Annotated in this window: 13 protein-coding genes; 5 read left to right on the top strand and 8 right to left on the bottom strand. The window is 65.1% G+C overall.

Annotated elements, in window-relative coordinates; all coding sequences use genetic code 11:
• Positions 1-70: 70 nt before the first annotated feature.
• Both DFS21_RS21000 and DFS21_RS20995 read right to left on the bottom strand, forming a co-directional pair.
• Positions 71-568, bottom strand: coding sequence for a universal stress protein (locus tag DFS21_RS21000; RefSeq protein WP_046854907.1), 498 nt, complete (start codon positions 566-568; stop codon positions 71-73).
• Positions 569-663: 95 nt separating this feature from the next.
• Entirely contained in the window at positions 664-1,626 is a 963-nt protein-coding gene (locus DFS21_RS20995; RefSeq protein WP_110700927.1) for a putative 2-dehydropantoate 2-reductase, read from the bottom strand.
• A gap of 259 nt (positions 1,627-1,885) precedes the next feature.
• On the opposite strand from DFS21_RS20995, the gene DFS21_RS20990 reads away from it, so the two are divergent.
• Positions 1,886-2,962 carry a 3-deoxy-7-phosphoheptulonate synthase gene (locus tag DFS21_RS20990; RefSeq protein WP_011533136.1) on the top strand — a complete coding sequence of 359 codons (1,077 nt, stop codon included), beginning with the start codon at positions 1,886-1,888 and terminating at the stop codon, positions 2,960-2,962.
• Between the two features lie 62 nt (positions 2,963-3,024).
• Here the strand turns inward: DFS21_RS20990 and DFS21_RS20985 are convergent, their stop codons facing one another.
• Positions 3,025-3,306 (bottom strand): GNAT family N-acetyltransferase, encoded by a 282-nt coding sequence (locus DFS21_RS20985; protein ID WP_031315036.1) that lies wholly within the window; start codon positions 3,304-3,306, stop codon positions 3,025-3,027.
• A 490-nt stretch (positions 3,307-3,796) separates the two neighbouring features.
• On the opposite strand from DFS21_RS20985, the gene oprI reads away from it, so the two are divergent.
• Positions 3,797-4,048, top strand: coding sequence for an outer membrane lipoprotei OprI (gene oprI, locus DFS21_RS20980; RefSeq protein ID WP_003259780.1), 252 nt, complete (start codon positions 3,797-3,799; stop codon positions 4,046-4,048).
• Positions 4,049-4,295: 247 nt separating this feature from the next.
• Here the strand turns inward: oprI and DFS21_RS20975 are convergent, their stop codons facing one another.
• From DFS21_RS20975 to DFS21_RS20965, 3 genes are all read right to left on the bottom strand, one after another.
• On the bottom strand, positions 4,296-5,270 hold the full coding sequence (locus DFS21_RS20975; protein WP_046854905.1) for a L,D-transpeptidase family protein: 975 nt from the start codon (positions 5,268-5,270) through the stop codon (positions 4,296-4,298).
• Positions 5,271-5,365: 95 nt separating this feature from the next.
• Entirely contained in the window at positions 5,366-5,647 is a 282-nt protein-coding gene (locus tag DFS21_RS20970; protein WP_102683256.1) for a hypothetical protein, read from the bottom strand.
• 58 nt (positions 5,648-5,705) lie between these two features.
• The gene (locus tag DFS21_RS20965) at positions 5,706-6,311 is read right to left on the bottom strand and encodes an arylesterase (RefSeq protein ID WP_178082047.1); all 606 of its coding nucleotides are present in this window, start codon (positions 6,309-6,311) and stop codon (positions 5,706-5,708) included.
• Between the two features lie 10 nt (positions 6,312-6,321).
• On the opposite strand from DFS21_RS20965, the gene DFS21_RS20960 reads away from it, so the two are divergent.
• Both DFS21_RS20960 and DFS21_RS20955 read left to right on the top strand, forming a co-directional pair.
• Complete coding sequence (locus DFS21_RS20960) at positions 6,322-7,005, top strand: ABC transporter ATP-binding protein (RefSeq protein WP_110700931.1); 684 nt, start codon at positions 6,322-6,324, stop codon at positions 7,003-7,005.
• On the top strand, positions 7,005-9,512 hold the full coding sequence (locus DFS21_RS20955) for an ABC transporter permease (RefSeq protein WP_111533028.1): 2,508 nt from the start codon (positions 7,005-7,007) through the stop codon (positions 9,510-9,512). The genes DFS21_RS20960 and DFS21_RS20955 overlap by 1 nt, the downstream gene beginning before the upstream one ends.
• Positions 9,513-9,531: 19 nt before the next feature.
• On the opposite strand, the gene DFS21_RS20950 is transcribed toward DFS21_RS20955, so the two are convergent.
• Positions 9,532-10,734, bottom strand: coding sequence for an MFS transporter (locus DFS21_RS20950; RefSeq protein WP_111533027.1), 1,203 nt, complete (start codon positions 10,732-10,734; stop codon positions 9,532-9,534).
• A 233-nt stretch (positions 10,735-10,967) separates the two neighbouring features.
• Here DFS21_RS20950 and DFS21_RS20945 point away from each other — a divergent pair, with 233 nt between their 5' ends.
• The gene (locus DFS21_RS20945) at positions 10,968-12,428 is read left to right on the top strand and encodes a PLP-dependent aminotransferase family protein (protein WP_158539566.1); all 1,461 of its coding nucleotides are present in this window, start codon (positions 10,968-10,970) and stop codon (positions 12,426-12,428) included.
• Here DFS21_RS20945 and greB read toward each other — a convergent pair.
• On the bottom strand, positions 12,404-12,889 hold the full coding sequence (gene greB, locus DFS21_RS20940) for a transcription elongation factor GreB (RefSeq protein WP_110700939.1): 486 nt from the start codon (positions 12,887-12,889) through the stop codon (positions 12,404-12,406). The two genes, DFS21_RS20945 and greB, sit on opposite strands and share 25 nt — an antisense overlap.
• Between the last annotated feature and the right edge of the window lie 61 nt (positions 12,890-12,950).

The raw sequence follows: 12,950 nt of genomic DNA, 5'->3' as shown, positions 1-12,950 counted from the left end.
ATATTAGTGGCTAGAGAAATAAATCTAGAACTATTTTGTTACGTTCGCAGGAAAAACCCTACCGCCAGACTCACACTTTCCTACGCCCAAGATGCTGGGCCAACGGCACCATGTACACCGGCACTGGCGACAATTGCAGCAGCCGCACCGCCGTGCGACCGATCGGCACGTCCACCCCGGCCCCCGCGCTGTGACTGCCGAAGATCAGCAGGTCGACCGCCAGGCGCTGGGCCTGCTCGAGGATCACCTGCGCCGGGTCGCCTTGACGCACCCGTACCGCACGGATCAGCGCCAGATCGGCGACCTCGCCCAGTTCCTCGCGAAAGTTTTCCAGCACCCGCTGCTCGATATTGGCCATGACCGTCGTCACGCCTTCACTGTGCAATGCATCGAGGGTCTGCTCATCGAGGTAGCTCTGCAGCAAGGATTCGGCGAACTGGCCCATCGGCTCCACGGCATGGATCACATACAGCTCCGCGTTGAAGGTCCGCGCCAGGGCCAAGGCGTGCTGCATGACGAAGGGCGCGTAAACACCGAGGTCTGTAGCGAACAGCATGGAACGGATCATTCGACCTCCTCGACTGCCGCTTCGGCAGAGCAAGCTTGAGCTTAGCAGCGCCATGGGCCGTCGCCTGGCCGTCCGGCGCACAGCCGCTGCGGCTTTCAGGCCTGCCGGTTACGCCGGTCAAGAAACGCCAGTGCCTGGTACAACGCCTCCATGCGCGACAACTCGCACCCCGCCGCGCGTGCGCGGGCCAAGGGCTCGGCGTAGATCGCCTGCAGCTCCAGCGGCCGCTGCAAGGCATGGTCGTGGTACATGCTTGGCCAATAGTCCGGCATTTTCTCGGTAACCCGGAACAGGTGTTCGGCATAGCCTTGCGGCAACTCAAGGCCACAGGCCCTGGCGCCGGCCACCACTTCCGCCATCAGAGCCTGGATCAGCGCACGGCTGTCGGCATCGCCCATCAGGGGTGTGGTGCTGGCCTGCAGCAGCACCGAAAGGCCGTTGTAGGGCACATTCCACACCAACTTCTGCCAACGCGCCTGGACGAGGTCGGCCATGGCCTGGGAGTCGATGCCCGCGGCCCTGAACAGCGCCGCGCCCTCCTCCACCACGACCGCTGCATCATCTTGTGCGGGCCCACTGTGATAGCCCAGGTTCACCGCGCCCAACGACTGGTGACGAATCACACCGGGGCGCTCGCGGTTGACACAGATGAAGCACAGCCCGCCCAGCAGGTGCATGTCCGGGCGCAAGGCCGGGCGCAGTTGCTCCTCGACCCCAAGGCCATTCTGCAGCAATACCACCCTGGCCTGCGGCGCTGCGGCTTGCACGATCAAGGGCGCCAGCTCGGCATTGCTGGTGGCCTTGGCCCCCACCAGCAGCCAGTCGCAAAGCGGCATGTCGGCGGCAGAGGCGTAGGCCTGCACGGGCATGCGCACCTGGCCATGCACAGCGCTGTCGAGCTGCAGCCCCTGTTCATGCACGGCCTGGTATTCACTGCGCAACAGAAAGTGCACGTCGAAGCCGGCGCGGGCGAGCATCAGGCCATAGAAGCCACCGATTGCGCCGCTGCCAATGATGCCGATACGGGGATTGCCAACCTGAGGGTCGAGGGACGCCATGCCGTGCTCCTGATCAAGAGTCATTGTTATGGGTCAGCACTATACGCAGGTGTTGCTGCCACGGTGAAATCGTCCCGCCAGGCCGCAAGCTCGCGCCCAAATGCCGCTTGGCGGGCAAAAACCCCGTATCGACGGGGCCCAGCCCATTGTCGCGCCCCCGCTAACGCGCTAAGGTTCGGCCTCCCCGCTGCGAACAATCTGCTGCTGGGCCGCACGGGGATTGCTGGCGGCCGGCACCCGTGACCTGACGAGTAACACGATGGCTGATTTACCGATCGATGACCTTAACGTTGCCTCCAACGAGACCTTGATCACCCCTGATCAGCTCAAGAAGGAAATCCCCCTCAGCGCCAAGGCCCTGCAGACCGTGACTGCCGGCCGTGAAGTGGTGCGCAATATCCTCGACGGCAAGGACCATCGCCTGTTCGTGGTGGTCGGCCCGTGCTCGATCCACGACATCAAGGCCGCCCACGAGTACGCCGAGCGCCTGAAGGTATTGGCCGAGGAAGTTTCCGACACCCTGTACCTGGTCATGCGCGTGTACTTCGAGAAGCCACGCACAACCGTCGGCTGGAAAGGCCTGATCAACGACCCGTACCTCGATGACTCGTTCAAGATCCAGGACGGCCTGCACATCGGCCGCCAGTTGCTGCTGGACCTGGCCGAGAAGGGCCTGCCCACCGCCACCGAAGCACTCGACCCGATCTCCCCGCAGTACCTGCAGGACCTGATCAGCTGGTCGGCCATCGGCGCCCGCACCACCGAATCCCAGACCCACCGCGAGATGGCCTCCGGCCTGTCCTCGGCGGTCGGCTTCAAGAACGGTACCGATGGCGGCCTGACCGTGGCGATCAACGCCCTGCAGTCGGTGTCCAAGCCGCACCGCTTCCTGGGCATCAACCAGGAAGGTGGGGTGTCCATCGTCACCACCAAGGGCAACGCCTACGGCCACGTGGTGCTGCGCGGCGGCAACGGCAAGCCCAACTATGACTCGGTGAGTGTCGCCCTGTGCGAACAGGACCTGGCCAAGGCGAAGATCAAGCCGAACATCATGGTCGACTGCAGCCACGCCAACTCCAACAAGGATCCGGCCCTGCAGCCACTGGTCATGGAGAACGTGGCCAACCAGATCCTCGAAGGTAACCAGTCGATCATCGGCCTGATGGTCGAGAGCCACCTGAACTGGGGCTGCCAGGCCATTCCGAAGAACCTCGACGAGCTGCAGTATGGCGTGTCGGTCACCGACGCCTGCATCGACTGGGCCGCCACCGAGAAGACCCTGCGCAGCATGCACGCCAAGCTCAAGGATGTGCTGCCCAAGCGTCAGCGCGGCTGAGAAATCGCGCAAACGAAAACGCCGGGCAATGCCCGGCGTTTTCATGTGTGCGCGCTGCCAGGTCAGGCCTTGCTCGAATGACGCTGCTGGCGCTCCATGTAGCGCTCGACATAAGAGCACGACGGGATGACCGTATAGCCCATCTGCTCGGCGTACTCCAGGGCCTTTTCGGTCAGCGCGGCGGCAATCCCACGCCCGCGCAGGGCGTTGGGAACGAAGGTGCGATAGATGTCCAGCGTCTGCTTGCCCAGGTCCATGTACGTCAGGTACGCCCGGTGACCGTCCACGGTGGTCTCGAACTGATGACCGGCCTGGTCATGGTGGATGGTCAGCGTTTCGCTCATCACTACTCCTCGCAGGTCTTGTCGGCAGACCCTTACCTTACCGATGTGGTTTATCCGGCGGAGGAACCTCCACGCCACCTGTGCCCCTTGGACAGCAGCACGGTTTGGATCGTTCTGCGCCGATGGCACCCTCAAATAGTAGGCGGCGCCAGCAAGAATGCTCAAGCTGCCCTGAATGAAAATGCTGACAGCAACGTCTGCACCGCCTGGCAACAGCAACCGGATGTTGTAGGGCTATGACGCTGAAGGACAGTTAAAGTCACCCTTAGTTCAACAAAAAAGTTCCTGTACTACAATCGCTTGCGAACGCTGCCCGGGGTTTTCACAGTTCGTTTACAAACCCCGTCGCCGGAGGCCTTGGCAGCATTTTTTTTGCAGTTCTTGCGCTCAGTCAGTTTACTTACTACAAGTAATGGGTACTATGTACGCCGGCCAGTTTCTCTTTTCCGAGAGATGGCTATTTAATAGAAAGTCCTTGAAGGGGAACACGATGAACAACGTTCTGAAATTCTCTGCTCTGGCTCTGGCCGCAGTTCTGGCTACCGGTTGCAGCAGCGTATCCAAAGAAACCGAAGCTCGCCTGACTGCTACCGAAGACGCAGCAGCTCGCGCCCAGGCTCGTGCAGACGAAGCCTACCGCAAAGCTGACGACGCTCTGGCAGCCGCTCAGAAGGCTCAGCAGACCGCTGACGAAGCCAACGAGCGCGCTCTGCGTATGCTGGACAAAGCCAGCCGCAAGTAATAATCCTCACGGATTGTTATGGAGCCGACCCACTTGTGGGTCGGCTTTTTTATTGCCTCGAAGAAAGCCTGTTGCTGCAAGGCCAAACAACAGGGGCCGCTTTGCGCCCCATCGCTAGGACAAGCCCACTCCTACAGCGCAACGCACGCATACCTGTAGGAGCGGGCTTTTCCCGCGATGGGCCGCAAGGCGGCCACTAGGATTGTACGAAAAGTGCACTGCTAGTTAGTTACCCGTGGGCAATCGCTTACTGCAATTCCGGTGGAATGCTCGACACCATCGGCGCGCTTGCACCATTGGTGGGCACGGCGATCTCGACCGGCATGCCATCTTCGGCAGCGACCACATCGCGAACCATGTCCCAGTTCATGCGCAAGTTGTTGGCCAGGTCTTCACGCTTGAGCAGCGCGTTGATGACGGCGGTGTGCTTGTCGACCACCGACGGATTGCCGTGATCGTCCAGCGGCGTGTGGGCTTCCAGATAGACTTTGCCAGCACTGATACCGAACTTGTACGGCTCGTTGATAATGCGTACCGGCGTGCCCACCGGGACCATCTTCGACAGCGTCAGCACATTGTTGTTGAGCATGCGGAAGCAGCCGTGGCTGGTGCGCATGCCGATACCGAACTTCTTGTTCGAGCCATGGATCAGGTAGCCCGGCACCCCAAGGGTGAACTTGAACGGCCCCAGCGGGTTGTCCGGCCCGGCCGGCACCACGGTCGGCAGGATGTCGCCATCGGCGGCGTGCTCGGCACGGATCGAGGCCGGCGGGGTCCAGGTCGGATTAGGCGTCTTGGCGGTGATCTTGGTGTTCGCGATCGGCGACCCCCAACCCTCGCGACCAATACCCAGCGGGAAGGTATGCACCACGTTCTGCCCTTTCGGGTAGTAGTAGAGGCGGTACTCGGCCAGGTTGATGACAATGCCTTCGCGCGGCCCTGGCGGCAGGATGTAGCGGGTCGGCAGGATGATCTCGGTACCGGCGCCCGGCAGCCATGGGTCGACGCCGGGGTTGGCGGCGATCATCTCCAGGTAGCCCAGGTCGTTGGCGGTGCCGATATCGGCGAAAGTGTCTTCGTACTTGGCCTGGATGGTGTGGACCTGGCCGACGACGTCCTCACCGGGGGGTGGCAACGGCAGTTCCAGCGCAACAGCGGGGCCTGTCGCCAGCAAGGCGGCCAGGGTCAGGCTACGGGTGACGGCGGGAAAGCGCGGCAACATCCGGGAAATCCTTCGAAAGGTCAGTCAAGGGAATCGATTGTACACCCGCGCCGAAACAAGCGGGAGGCGCAAGCCTTTCAGATGATGAAAGGCGCTCAGAGTTCCGGCCACACCGGGCGCATGCCACGCCGCTGGGCATCGAGGATTGCCTTGCACAACTCACACAGGCGCTCGTCACGGTAGATGGCCCGCTCGACACTCGACCAGCGCGGCTGCGCGGGCAGCAGGCCACCGCACAAGGTGCGGTCGACAGGCACGCCGAGCTCGAGCTGGCGGGCGGCGAGGTGGATGCGCACTTCCTGGCAGGCAAACAGGTCGAGCTGCTCGTCGGGCTCGATCAGTTGGTAGGCGTACAGGGACCAGGCAGGGCGCGGCATCGGGGGCACTCGAAACGGGGGGCGCAACATTAGCCGAAAGCGGCCCCCGATAAAAGCATCACAGCAAGGGTTTTATCGCCGGCCAGGCATTTTCCAGCAAGCGCTGCTGGGCGGCGGCTGCAGGGTGGATGCCATCGGCCTGCATCAGCTCCGGCACCCCGCCCACGCCTTCGAGGAAAAACGGCACCAGCGGCACCTTTTTCTCCTTGGCCAGTTGCTCGTAGACCTGGGCGAACGCCGTGGTGTAGCGCACACCGTAGTTGGGGGGCAGGCGCATGCCCAGCAGCACGACCTTGGCCCCCGCATCGCGGGACTGGTCGATCATTGCCGCAAGATTCTGTTGCAATTGCTGCGGTGGCTGCCCGCGCAGGCCATCGTTGCCACCTAACTCCAGCACCACCAGGTCCGGCTTGTGCGCTGCAAGCAGCGCCGACAGCCGCGCCTGGCCGCCCGCGCTGGTGTCGCCGCTGATGGAGGCATTGACCACCTGGTCGTCAAAACCCTCCTTGCGCAGTTGCTGTTGCAGCAGGTTGACCCAACCCTGACGGGTATCCAGGCCAAAACCGGCGCTGATACTATCGCCCACGACCAGCAATGTTCCCGCCGCCGCGCCCTGGGCCAGGCAACACAGGGCCAGACCGGCACTCAACCACCACATTCGCATCGGATTCTCCATGAGCCCCAGCATTCTCGTTGCGCAGAACCTTAGCAAAGTGGTCCCCAGCGCGGAAGGCGACCTGACCATCCTCCACGCCCTCTCCCTCGACCTCGCCCAAGGCGACAGCCTGGCCATCGTCGGTGCCTCCGGTTCCGGCAAGTCCACGCTGTTGGGCCTGCTCGCCGGGCTCGACCGGCCGAGTGCCGGCAAGGTGATACTGGCCGGACACGACCTCGGCCCCCTCGACGAGGACCAGCGCGCCCGGGTGCGCGCCGAGCACGTCGGCTTCGTGTTCCAGTCGTTCCAACTGCTCGACAGCCTCAACGCCCTGGAGAACGTCATGCTGCCGCTGGAGCTCGACGGTCGCCGCGATGCCCGCGAGCACGCTCGCGATCTGCTCGAGCGGGTCGGCCTGGGCAAACGCCTGAGCCACACGCCGCGCCAGCTCTCCGGCGGCGAGCAGCAGCGGGTGGCGATCGCCCGCGCCTTCGCCGCGCAACCGGCCGTGCTGTTCGCCGACGAGCCCACCGGCAACCTCGACAGCCACACCGGCGAGCGCATCAGCGACCTCTTGTTCGAACTGAACCAGGAGCGCGGCACGACACTGGTGCTGGTAACCCACGACGAACGCCTGGCCAAGCGCTGCCGCCGCCTGATCCGCCTGGATGCCGGACGCCTGGTGACGCCCCTGGAGCCCTGATGACCCGCCTATCGTTCCCACGCCTGTGCACCCTTGCTCTGCGCCAGTTGCTGCGTGACGCGCGCGCCAGCGAAGTCCGCGTGCTGTTCTTCGCCCTGCTGGTTGCGGTGGCGGCCAGCACCGCCATCGGCTACTTCGGCGCTCGCCTGAACGGCGCCATGCAGTTGCGCGCCAGCGAGTTCCTCGGCGCCGACCTGGTCCTGCAGGGCAGTGCCCCACCCGCCGCGCAGCAGATCGCCAGCGGCACCGCGCTGGGCCTGCGTCATGCGCGGGTGGTGGAGTTCACCAGCGTGGTTGGCGGCGACAGCGGCATCCAGCTTTCCAGCATCAAGGCGGCCGACTCCGCCTACCCGCTGCGCGGCCAATTGCGCAGCGCCCCGGCGCCCTATACCGCAGAGACGCCCGGTGGCGGCCCGGCGCCGGGAGAGGCCTGGGTCGAACCGCGCCTGCTCGCGGCGCTCGGCCTGGCCATCGGCGACAGCATCGACGTCGGCATGAAGACCCTGCGCATGAGCCGCGTGCTGACCTACGAGCCCGACCGCGCCGGCAACTTCTACAGCCTGACCCCTCGGGTGCTGATGAACCTCGCCGACCTGGACGCCACTGGCGTCATCCAGCCGGGCAGCCGGGTCAGCTACCGCGACCTGTGGCGCGGTGATATCGACGCCTTGCAAACATACCGGCAGGCGGCGGAAAAAAGCCTGGCCGCCAACCAGCGCCTGCTCGACACCCGCGATGGTAACCGGCAGATCGGGGGCGCACTGGGCAAGGCCGAGCGTTACCTGAACATGGCGAGCCTGGTGGCGGTGCTGCTGGCCGGCGTCGCCGTGGCCTTGTCGGCCAGCCGCTACGCCGCGCGGCGCCTGGATGCCAGTGCTCTGCTGCGCTGCCTGGGCCTGTCCCGGCACCAGGCCCTTGGCCTTTACAGCCTGCAACTGGCAATGCTCGGTGTCGCCGCTGCAGTCATCGGCGCACTGCTCGGCTGGATCGCCCAGCTGGGGTTGTTCCGCCTGCTCGAAGGCCTGCTGCCCAGCCAGGTGCCGCCCGGTGGACTCACCCCGGCGCTGGCCGGCATCGGCACCGGATTGGTAGCCCTGGCCGGCTTCGCCTTGCCGCCCCTGGCAGCCCTGGGTCGCGTGCCGCCGCTACGGGTCCTGCGCCGCGACCTATTGCCACTGCCACCGAGCAGCTGGTTGGTGTACGGCGCCGCACTGCTCGCCCTGGGCCTGATCATGTGGCGCCTGAGCCTGGACTTGCTGCTGACCTTCGCCCTGCTCGGCGGCGGGCTGATCGCCGCCTTGCTGCTGGGGGGGTTACTGTTGCTCGGCCTGCGCAGCCTGCGCCGGCTGCTGGCCGGCGCGCCGCTGGCCTGGCGGTTGGGGCTCGGGCAGTTGCTGCGTCACCCGCTGGCCGCCGCCGGCCAGGCCCTGGCCTTCGGCCTGATCCTCCTGGCAATGGGCCTGGTCGCCCTGCTGCGGGCGGAACTGCTCGACACCTGGCAGGCGCAGTTGCCCAAGGACGCGCCCAATCATTTCGCCCTGAACATCCTGCCCGACGAGCGCCAGCCGTTCGCCGAGCGCCTGGCCCAGATCAACGCCACCGCCGCGCCGCTGTACCCGGTGATTCCCGGCCGCCTGACCCATATCAACGAGCAGCCGGTGCGCCAGCTGGTCAGCAAGGAATCCACTGGCGAGCGCGCCATCCAGCGCGACCTCAGCCTGACCTGGGCCGCCGAGCTGCCCCAGGGCAATGCCCTGAGCGCCGGCCAATGGTGGCAGCAGGCACCCGCCAACGATGAAGCCCCCGGGGTTTCCGTGGAGGCGGAGCTGGCGCAGAGCCTGCACCTGCAACTGGGCGACCTGCTGACCTTCGACATCGGCGGCCAGCAACGCCAGGCCCGGGTCAGCAGCCTGCGCAGCGTGCATTGGGACAGCTTCCAGCCAAACTTCTACATGATCTTCCAGCCGGGCACCTTGCAAGGCCTGCCCACCACCTACCTCACCAGCTTCTACCTGGCGCCGGGCCACGACCAGGAAATCGTCGCGCTGTCCCGGGCGTTCCCGGCGGTGACCGTGCTGCAGGTCGATGCGCTGCTCGCCCAGCTGCGCAGCATCCTCGCCCAAGTCACCCTGGCGGTGGAGTACGTGCTGTTGTTCGTGCTGGCTGCGGGGCTGGCGGTACTGTTTGCCGGCCTGCAGGCGACCCTCGACGAACGCATCCGCCAAGGTGCCCTGCTGCGGGCGCTGGGAGCGGCACGCCCGCTGCTGGTAAAGGCACGACGCATCGAGTTCGGCCTGCTCGGCGCCGCCAGCGGCCTGCTCGCGGCACTCGGCTGCGAGCTGATCACCTTGGGCCTATACCGCCATGCCTTCGACCTGGCCTGGGCGCCGCACCCAGCGCTGCTCCTGCTGCCGCTGCTGGGCGCGCTGCTGATCGGCGCCGCCGGTGGCTATGGCACCCGGCGGGCACTGAACAGCAGCCCGCTGACCGTGCTGCGCGAGGGTTGAGCCCTGCGCAGGCCAGGGTTCAGGGCTGGCTGGCCTGTAGGCGGCCGCGCAGGCGCAGCCGGCCCACCACCCCCGCCATGAGTACTATCGGGGCAGCGACGGCGATCGCCAGATGGTTCAGGTACAGCGGCGGGATGCAACTGAGGAACAGTGAGTACAGGGCGCCGGCCATCATCTGCAGAAAGAAGAACTGCCCCGACGACATGCCGACGTCCTGGCTGACGCAACGCAACAACCCTGCCTGCGTGATCGGAATGACCATACCGGTACAGACCAGCAGCGCGATCATCGGCAGCAGGAACAACAGTGTACCCGGGCCCACCAACAGCAGCCCCAGGGACAGGCCTATGCAACCTCCCAAGCCGATCATCGCGGCGAGCGCCAGCAGCGCGTCCAGGTCGTGGGTCTGGCTCAGGCGCCGCGCGATGGTGCTGCCCGCCACATAGCCACAGGCACAGGCGCCGATCAGCGCGCCATACTCCAGCTCACTGAAACCCAGCACCTGCTGGAAGGCATGGGACGACGACGACAGCAGGGCGAAGTAGCTCATCCACACCAGGCTGATGCAGGCCGCATTGCGCCGATAGCCAGGGTTGCCCATATTGCGCCGGTACACGCGCCAGATGGCGCCAACCGATCCGATCGGCTGCCCGCCGCCTGCCGTGGGCCGGGTAAAGCCGACGAACACCAGCAACACCAGCAGGTTGAATGCACCGGCACACAGCAGCACCCCGCGCCACCCCAGCCCAGGCAGCACAGCACCGGCCAGCAATGGCACCACGCATGGCGTGACGGCAGTGGCCGAGGCCAGGGTGCTCAGAACCGGCAGACGCTGCGCTTCGGGATATACCTCCCTGACGACCAGGCGTGTGGTCACGGTACTGACGCAGCCGCCCAGTGATTGCAGCAAACGGCCGAGGATGAACAGCGTGAAGCCCTCAGCGCTGGCCGCCAGCAAGGCGCCGACCAGCGCCAGCGCCAGACCGCCCAACTGCACGGCCCTGGGGCCGAACCGATCGGAAAGCAGCCCAGCCATGATCACCGATACGGCGTAACCGACCATGTACACCACAAGCGTGTTCTGTACGCTCGCCCCCCCCACATGGAGGTCCTGGGCCAACCGCGCCGATGCCGGCACCATCACGCCCAGCCCCAACTGCGGCACCACGACGGCGCTCAACAGCGCCAGGGTCAACCAGGGACTCGCGCTCGGCGTACTCATGCCCGCATCACCTGTTCGTAGTGCGGGGCCAGCAACATGGGCAACCACTGCAGAACCGTCATGACTCGTTGACTCCTTGCAAAGAATGAATACCGGTTCCGTCTACGCCTGGGCGCACAATGGAATCGGGTGCGCTTCTTTGCGCACCGCAACAAGTTGTTACGTGGATTGAGCTTAGGGATTGCGCTGGCTACCATGAAGGTCCATTAAGCCTTCCTGCATGTGGACCACTTATGGCCAGAGGCAAACAACCGCTTGCCCTTGACCTTGCCCTGCCGTTCGAGCTGTGCGCCAAACCTTCGGCCCGCAAGCACCAACTGCTCTATGCCTTCCTGCAAGATCTGCTCGCCTGTGGCCATCTGACGCCCGGCACACGCCTGCCCTCCACCCGTACCCTCGCCCAGCGGTGGGGAGTGGCGCGGGGCACCGTCGAGCTGGTTTTCGAACAACTCGCCCTGGAAGGTTGCATCCTGCGCCGACAAGGCGCGGGCTCAGTGGTCGCACCGCTGCGTCCCGACGCGCTGATCGCGGCCAACGAACAGCCCCTGGCCACGCTCGCTTGCCCCCGTGAGCCCGCGCCCTGCGTCAGCCCTGCCGCCCTGCCAGAAGCCCGGTTGCAGACGGGCGTGCCCTTCGTCGCCCGGCTGGCAGACCCGACGCTGCTTGAACAGCGTCATCTGCAACTGGCCGCCGATGCCCTTGCGACAATCACCGAGAGCGTTCCGCACGCAGGTGACATGTTGCTGCGCAAGGCTATAGCGGCGCACATCCGTCTCTATCGGGGCATCGAGTGCGACGTCGAGGCTATCGTCGTGACCCAGGGCATTCGCCACACCCTGCACTTCATCAGCCAGTGGCTGGAACAGGACGACGCCATCGCCCTGGAGGATCCGGGCTACTCCTGGGCCGCACGCATGTTCGAACAGACCGGCAGACGGGTGATCTGCGTCGCCGTGGACCAGGCAGGCCTGGACGTCGAACAACTGGCCACGCACGACCACGTCCGCGCGGTGCACACCACCCCCGCGCACCAAGCTCCACTGGGCATCTGCATGAGCGTCCAACGAAGGCAGGCGCTGCTGGACTGGGCACAGACCCGCGATGCCTACATCGTCGAGGATGACTACGACAGCGAATACAACTATGCCTGCGCGCCACTGCCGGCGATCAAGGCGCTCGACCAGCATGACCGGGTGCTGTTCTGCGGCAGCTTCAACAAGACCTTGTTCAGCGGGCTGAGGCTGGGATTCGCGGTCGTACCGCGAACCTTGCGCGCACGGTTCATCGACTGGCTGGCGGCAACGGGGCAGACGCCGGGGATCATCGCCCAGCGGACGGTGCGCCAGTATCTGCTGCGTGGTCACTATGAACGGCACCTGCGCATCGCAAGGCAGACCTACCAACGCCGCCGGGACCTGCTGCTCAAGCGCCTCGCGGCAGAGCCAGGCATGACCGTCAGCGGCGAGCAATCCGGCCTGCACTTCGTCCTCTGGTTACCCGACGGCGTCAGTGAGCAGGCGTTCTGCGAGCGGGCCCGGCAACGCGGGCTGGTGTTGCAGCCGATCGGCCTGTTCTGCCGCTGGCACACCTGGCCCGCCGGCGTGCTGATCGGTTATGCAGCGCTCACCGATGAGCATATCGCAGCAGCCTCACAGGTGCTGGTAGAGGTCTATCGGGAATCGCTGCCCGGGTAGCTGATACGGTTGACGTACCAGGTCGCCTCACCCGTGGGGGTATGCACCACCACCTCGTCGCCCTCCTCCTTCTTGAGCAACGCCCGGGCCATGGGCGAGTCGATAGAGATATAGTCGTTGCGCCCGTGGATCTCGTCATAGCCGACGATGCGAAAGCGCAACTGCTCGCCGTCATCGTTCTCGATGTCCACCCAGGCGCCGAAGAACACCTTGCCCTCCTGCTGGGGCGAGTACTCGACCACCTTGACGTCTTCCAGGCGCTTGCGCAGGTAACGCACGCGGCGGTCGATCTCGCGCAGCAGCTTTTTGTTGTACTGGTAGTCGGCGTTCTCACTGCGGTCGCCCAGCGAGGCGGCCCAGGTGACCTTCTGGGTGATCTCCGGGCGATAGACCCGCCACAGATGATCGAGCTCCTTTTTCAGGGCCGCGTGACCTTCGGTGGTAATGATGTTGGTGCTCAACGACTGTCTCCTCAGCGCATCCACAGCAGGCGCAAGGCGCCCACCGAGAGACCGAGCTTAA

It is taken from the genome of Pseudomonas sp. 2848, from assembly GCF_003253945.1.
Taxonomy (GTDB): domain Bacteria; phylum Pseudomonadota; class Gammaproteobacteria; order Pseudomonadales; family Pseudomonadaceae; genus Aquipseudomonas.
This window is presented reverse-complemented; position numbering and strand designations above follow the sequence as displayed.

Bases quoted from the DNA above. Each gene is read 5' to 3' on its own strand.
- DFS21_RS20955 (WP_111533028.1), top strand. From the start codon at position 7,005: ATGACCCGCCTATCGTTCCCACGCCTGTGCACCCTTGCTCTGCGCCAG.
- DFS21_RS20970 (WP_102683256.1), bottom strand. From the start codon at position 5,647: ATGCCGCGCCCTGCCTGGTCCCTGTACGCCTACCAACTGATCGAGCCC.
- DFS21_RS20975 (WP_046854905.1), bottom strand. From the start codon at position 5,270: ATGTTGCCGCGCTTTCCCGCCGTCACCCGTAGCCTGACCCTGGCCGCC.
- DFS21_RS20990 (WP_011533136.1), top strand. From the start codon at position 1,886: ATGGCTGATTTACCGATCGATGACCTTAACGTTGCCTCCAACGAGACC.
- DFS21_RS20965 (WP_178082047.1), bottom strand. From the start codon at position 6,311: ATGCGAATGTGGTGGTTGAGTGCCGGTCTGGCCCTGTGTTGCCTGGCC.
- oprI (WP_003259780.1), top strand. From the start codon at position 3,797: ATGAACAACGTTCTGAAATTCTCTGCTCTGGCTCTGGCCGCAGTTCTG.
- DFS21_RS20945 (WP_158539566.1), top strand. From the start codon at position 10,968: ATGGCCAGAGGCAAACAACCGCTTGCCCTTGACCTTGCCCTGCCGTTC.
- DFS21_RS20960 (WP_110700931.1), top strand. From the start codon at position 6,322: ATGAGCCCCAGCATTCTCGTTGCGCAGAACCTTAGCAAAGTGGTCCCC.
- DFS21_RS20950 (WP_111533027.1), bottom strand. From the start codon at position 10,734: ATGAGTACGCCGAGCGCGAGTCCCTGGTTGACCCTGGCGCTGTTGAGC.
- DFS21_RS20995 (WP_110700927.1), bottom strand. From the start codon at position 1,626: ATGGCGTCCCTCGACCCTCAGGTTGGCAATCCCCGTATCGGCATCATT.
- DFS21_RS21000 (WP_046854907.1), bottom strand. From the start codon at position 568: ATGATCCGTTCCATGCTGTTCGCTACAGACCTCGGTGTTTACGCGCCC.
- DFS21_RS20985 (WP_031315036.1), bottom strand. From the start codon at position 3,306: ATGAGCGAAACGCTGACCATCCACCATGACCAGGCCGGTCATCAGTTC.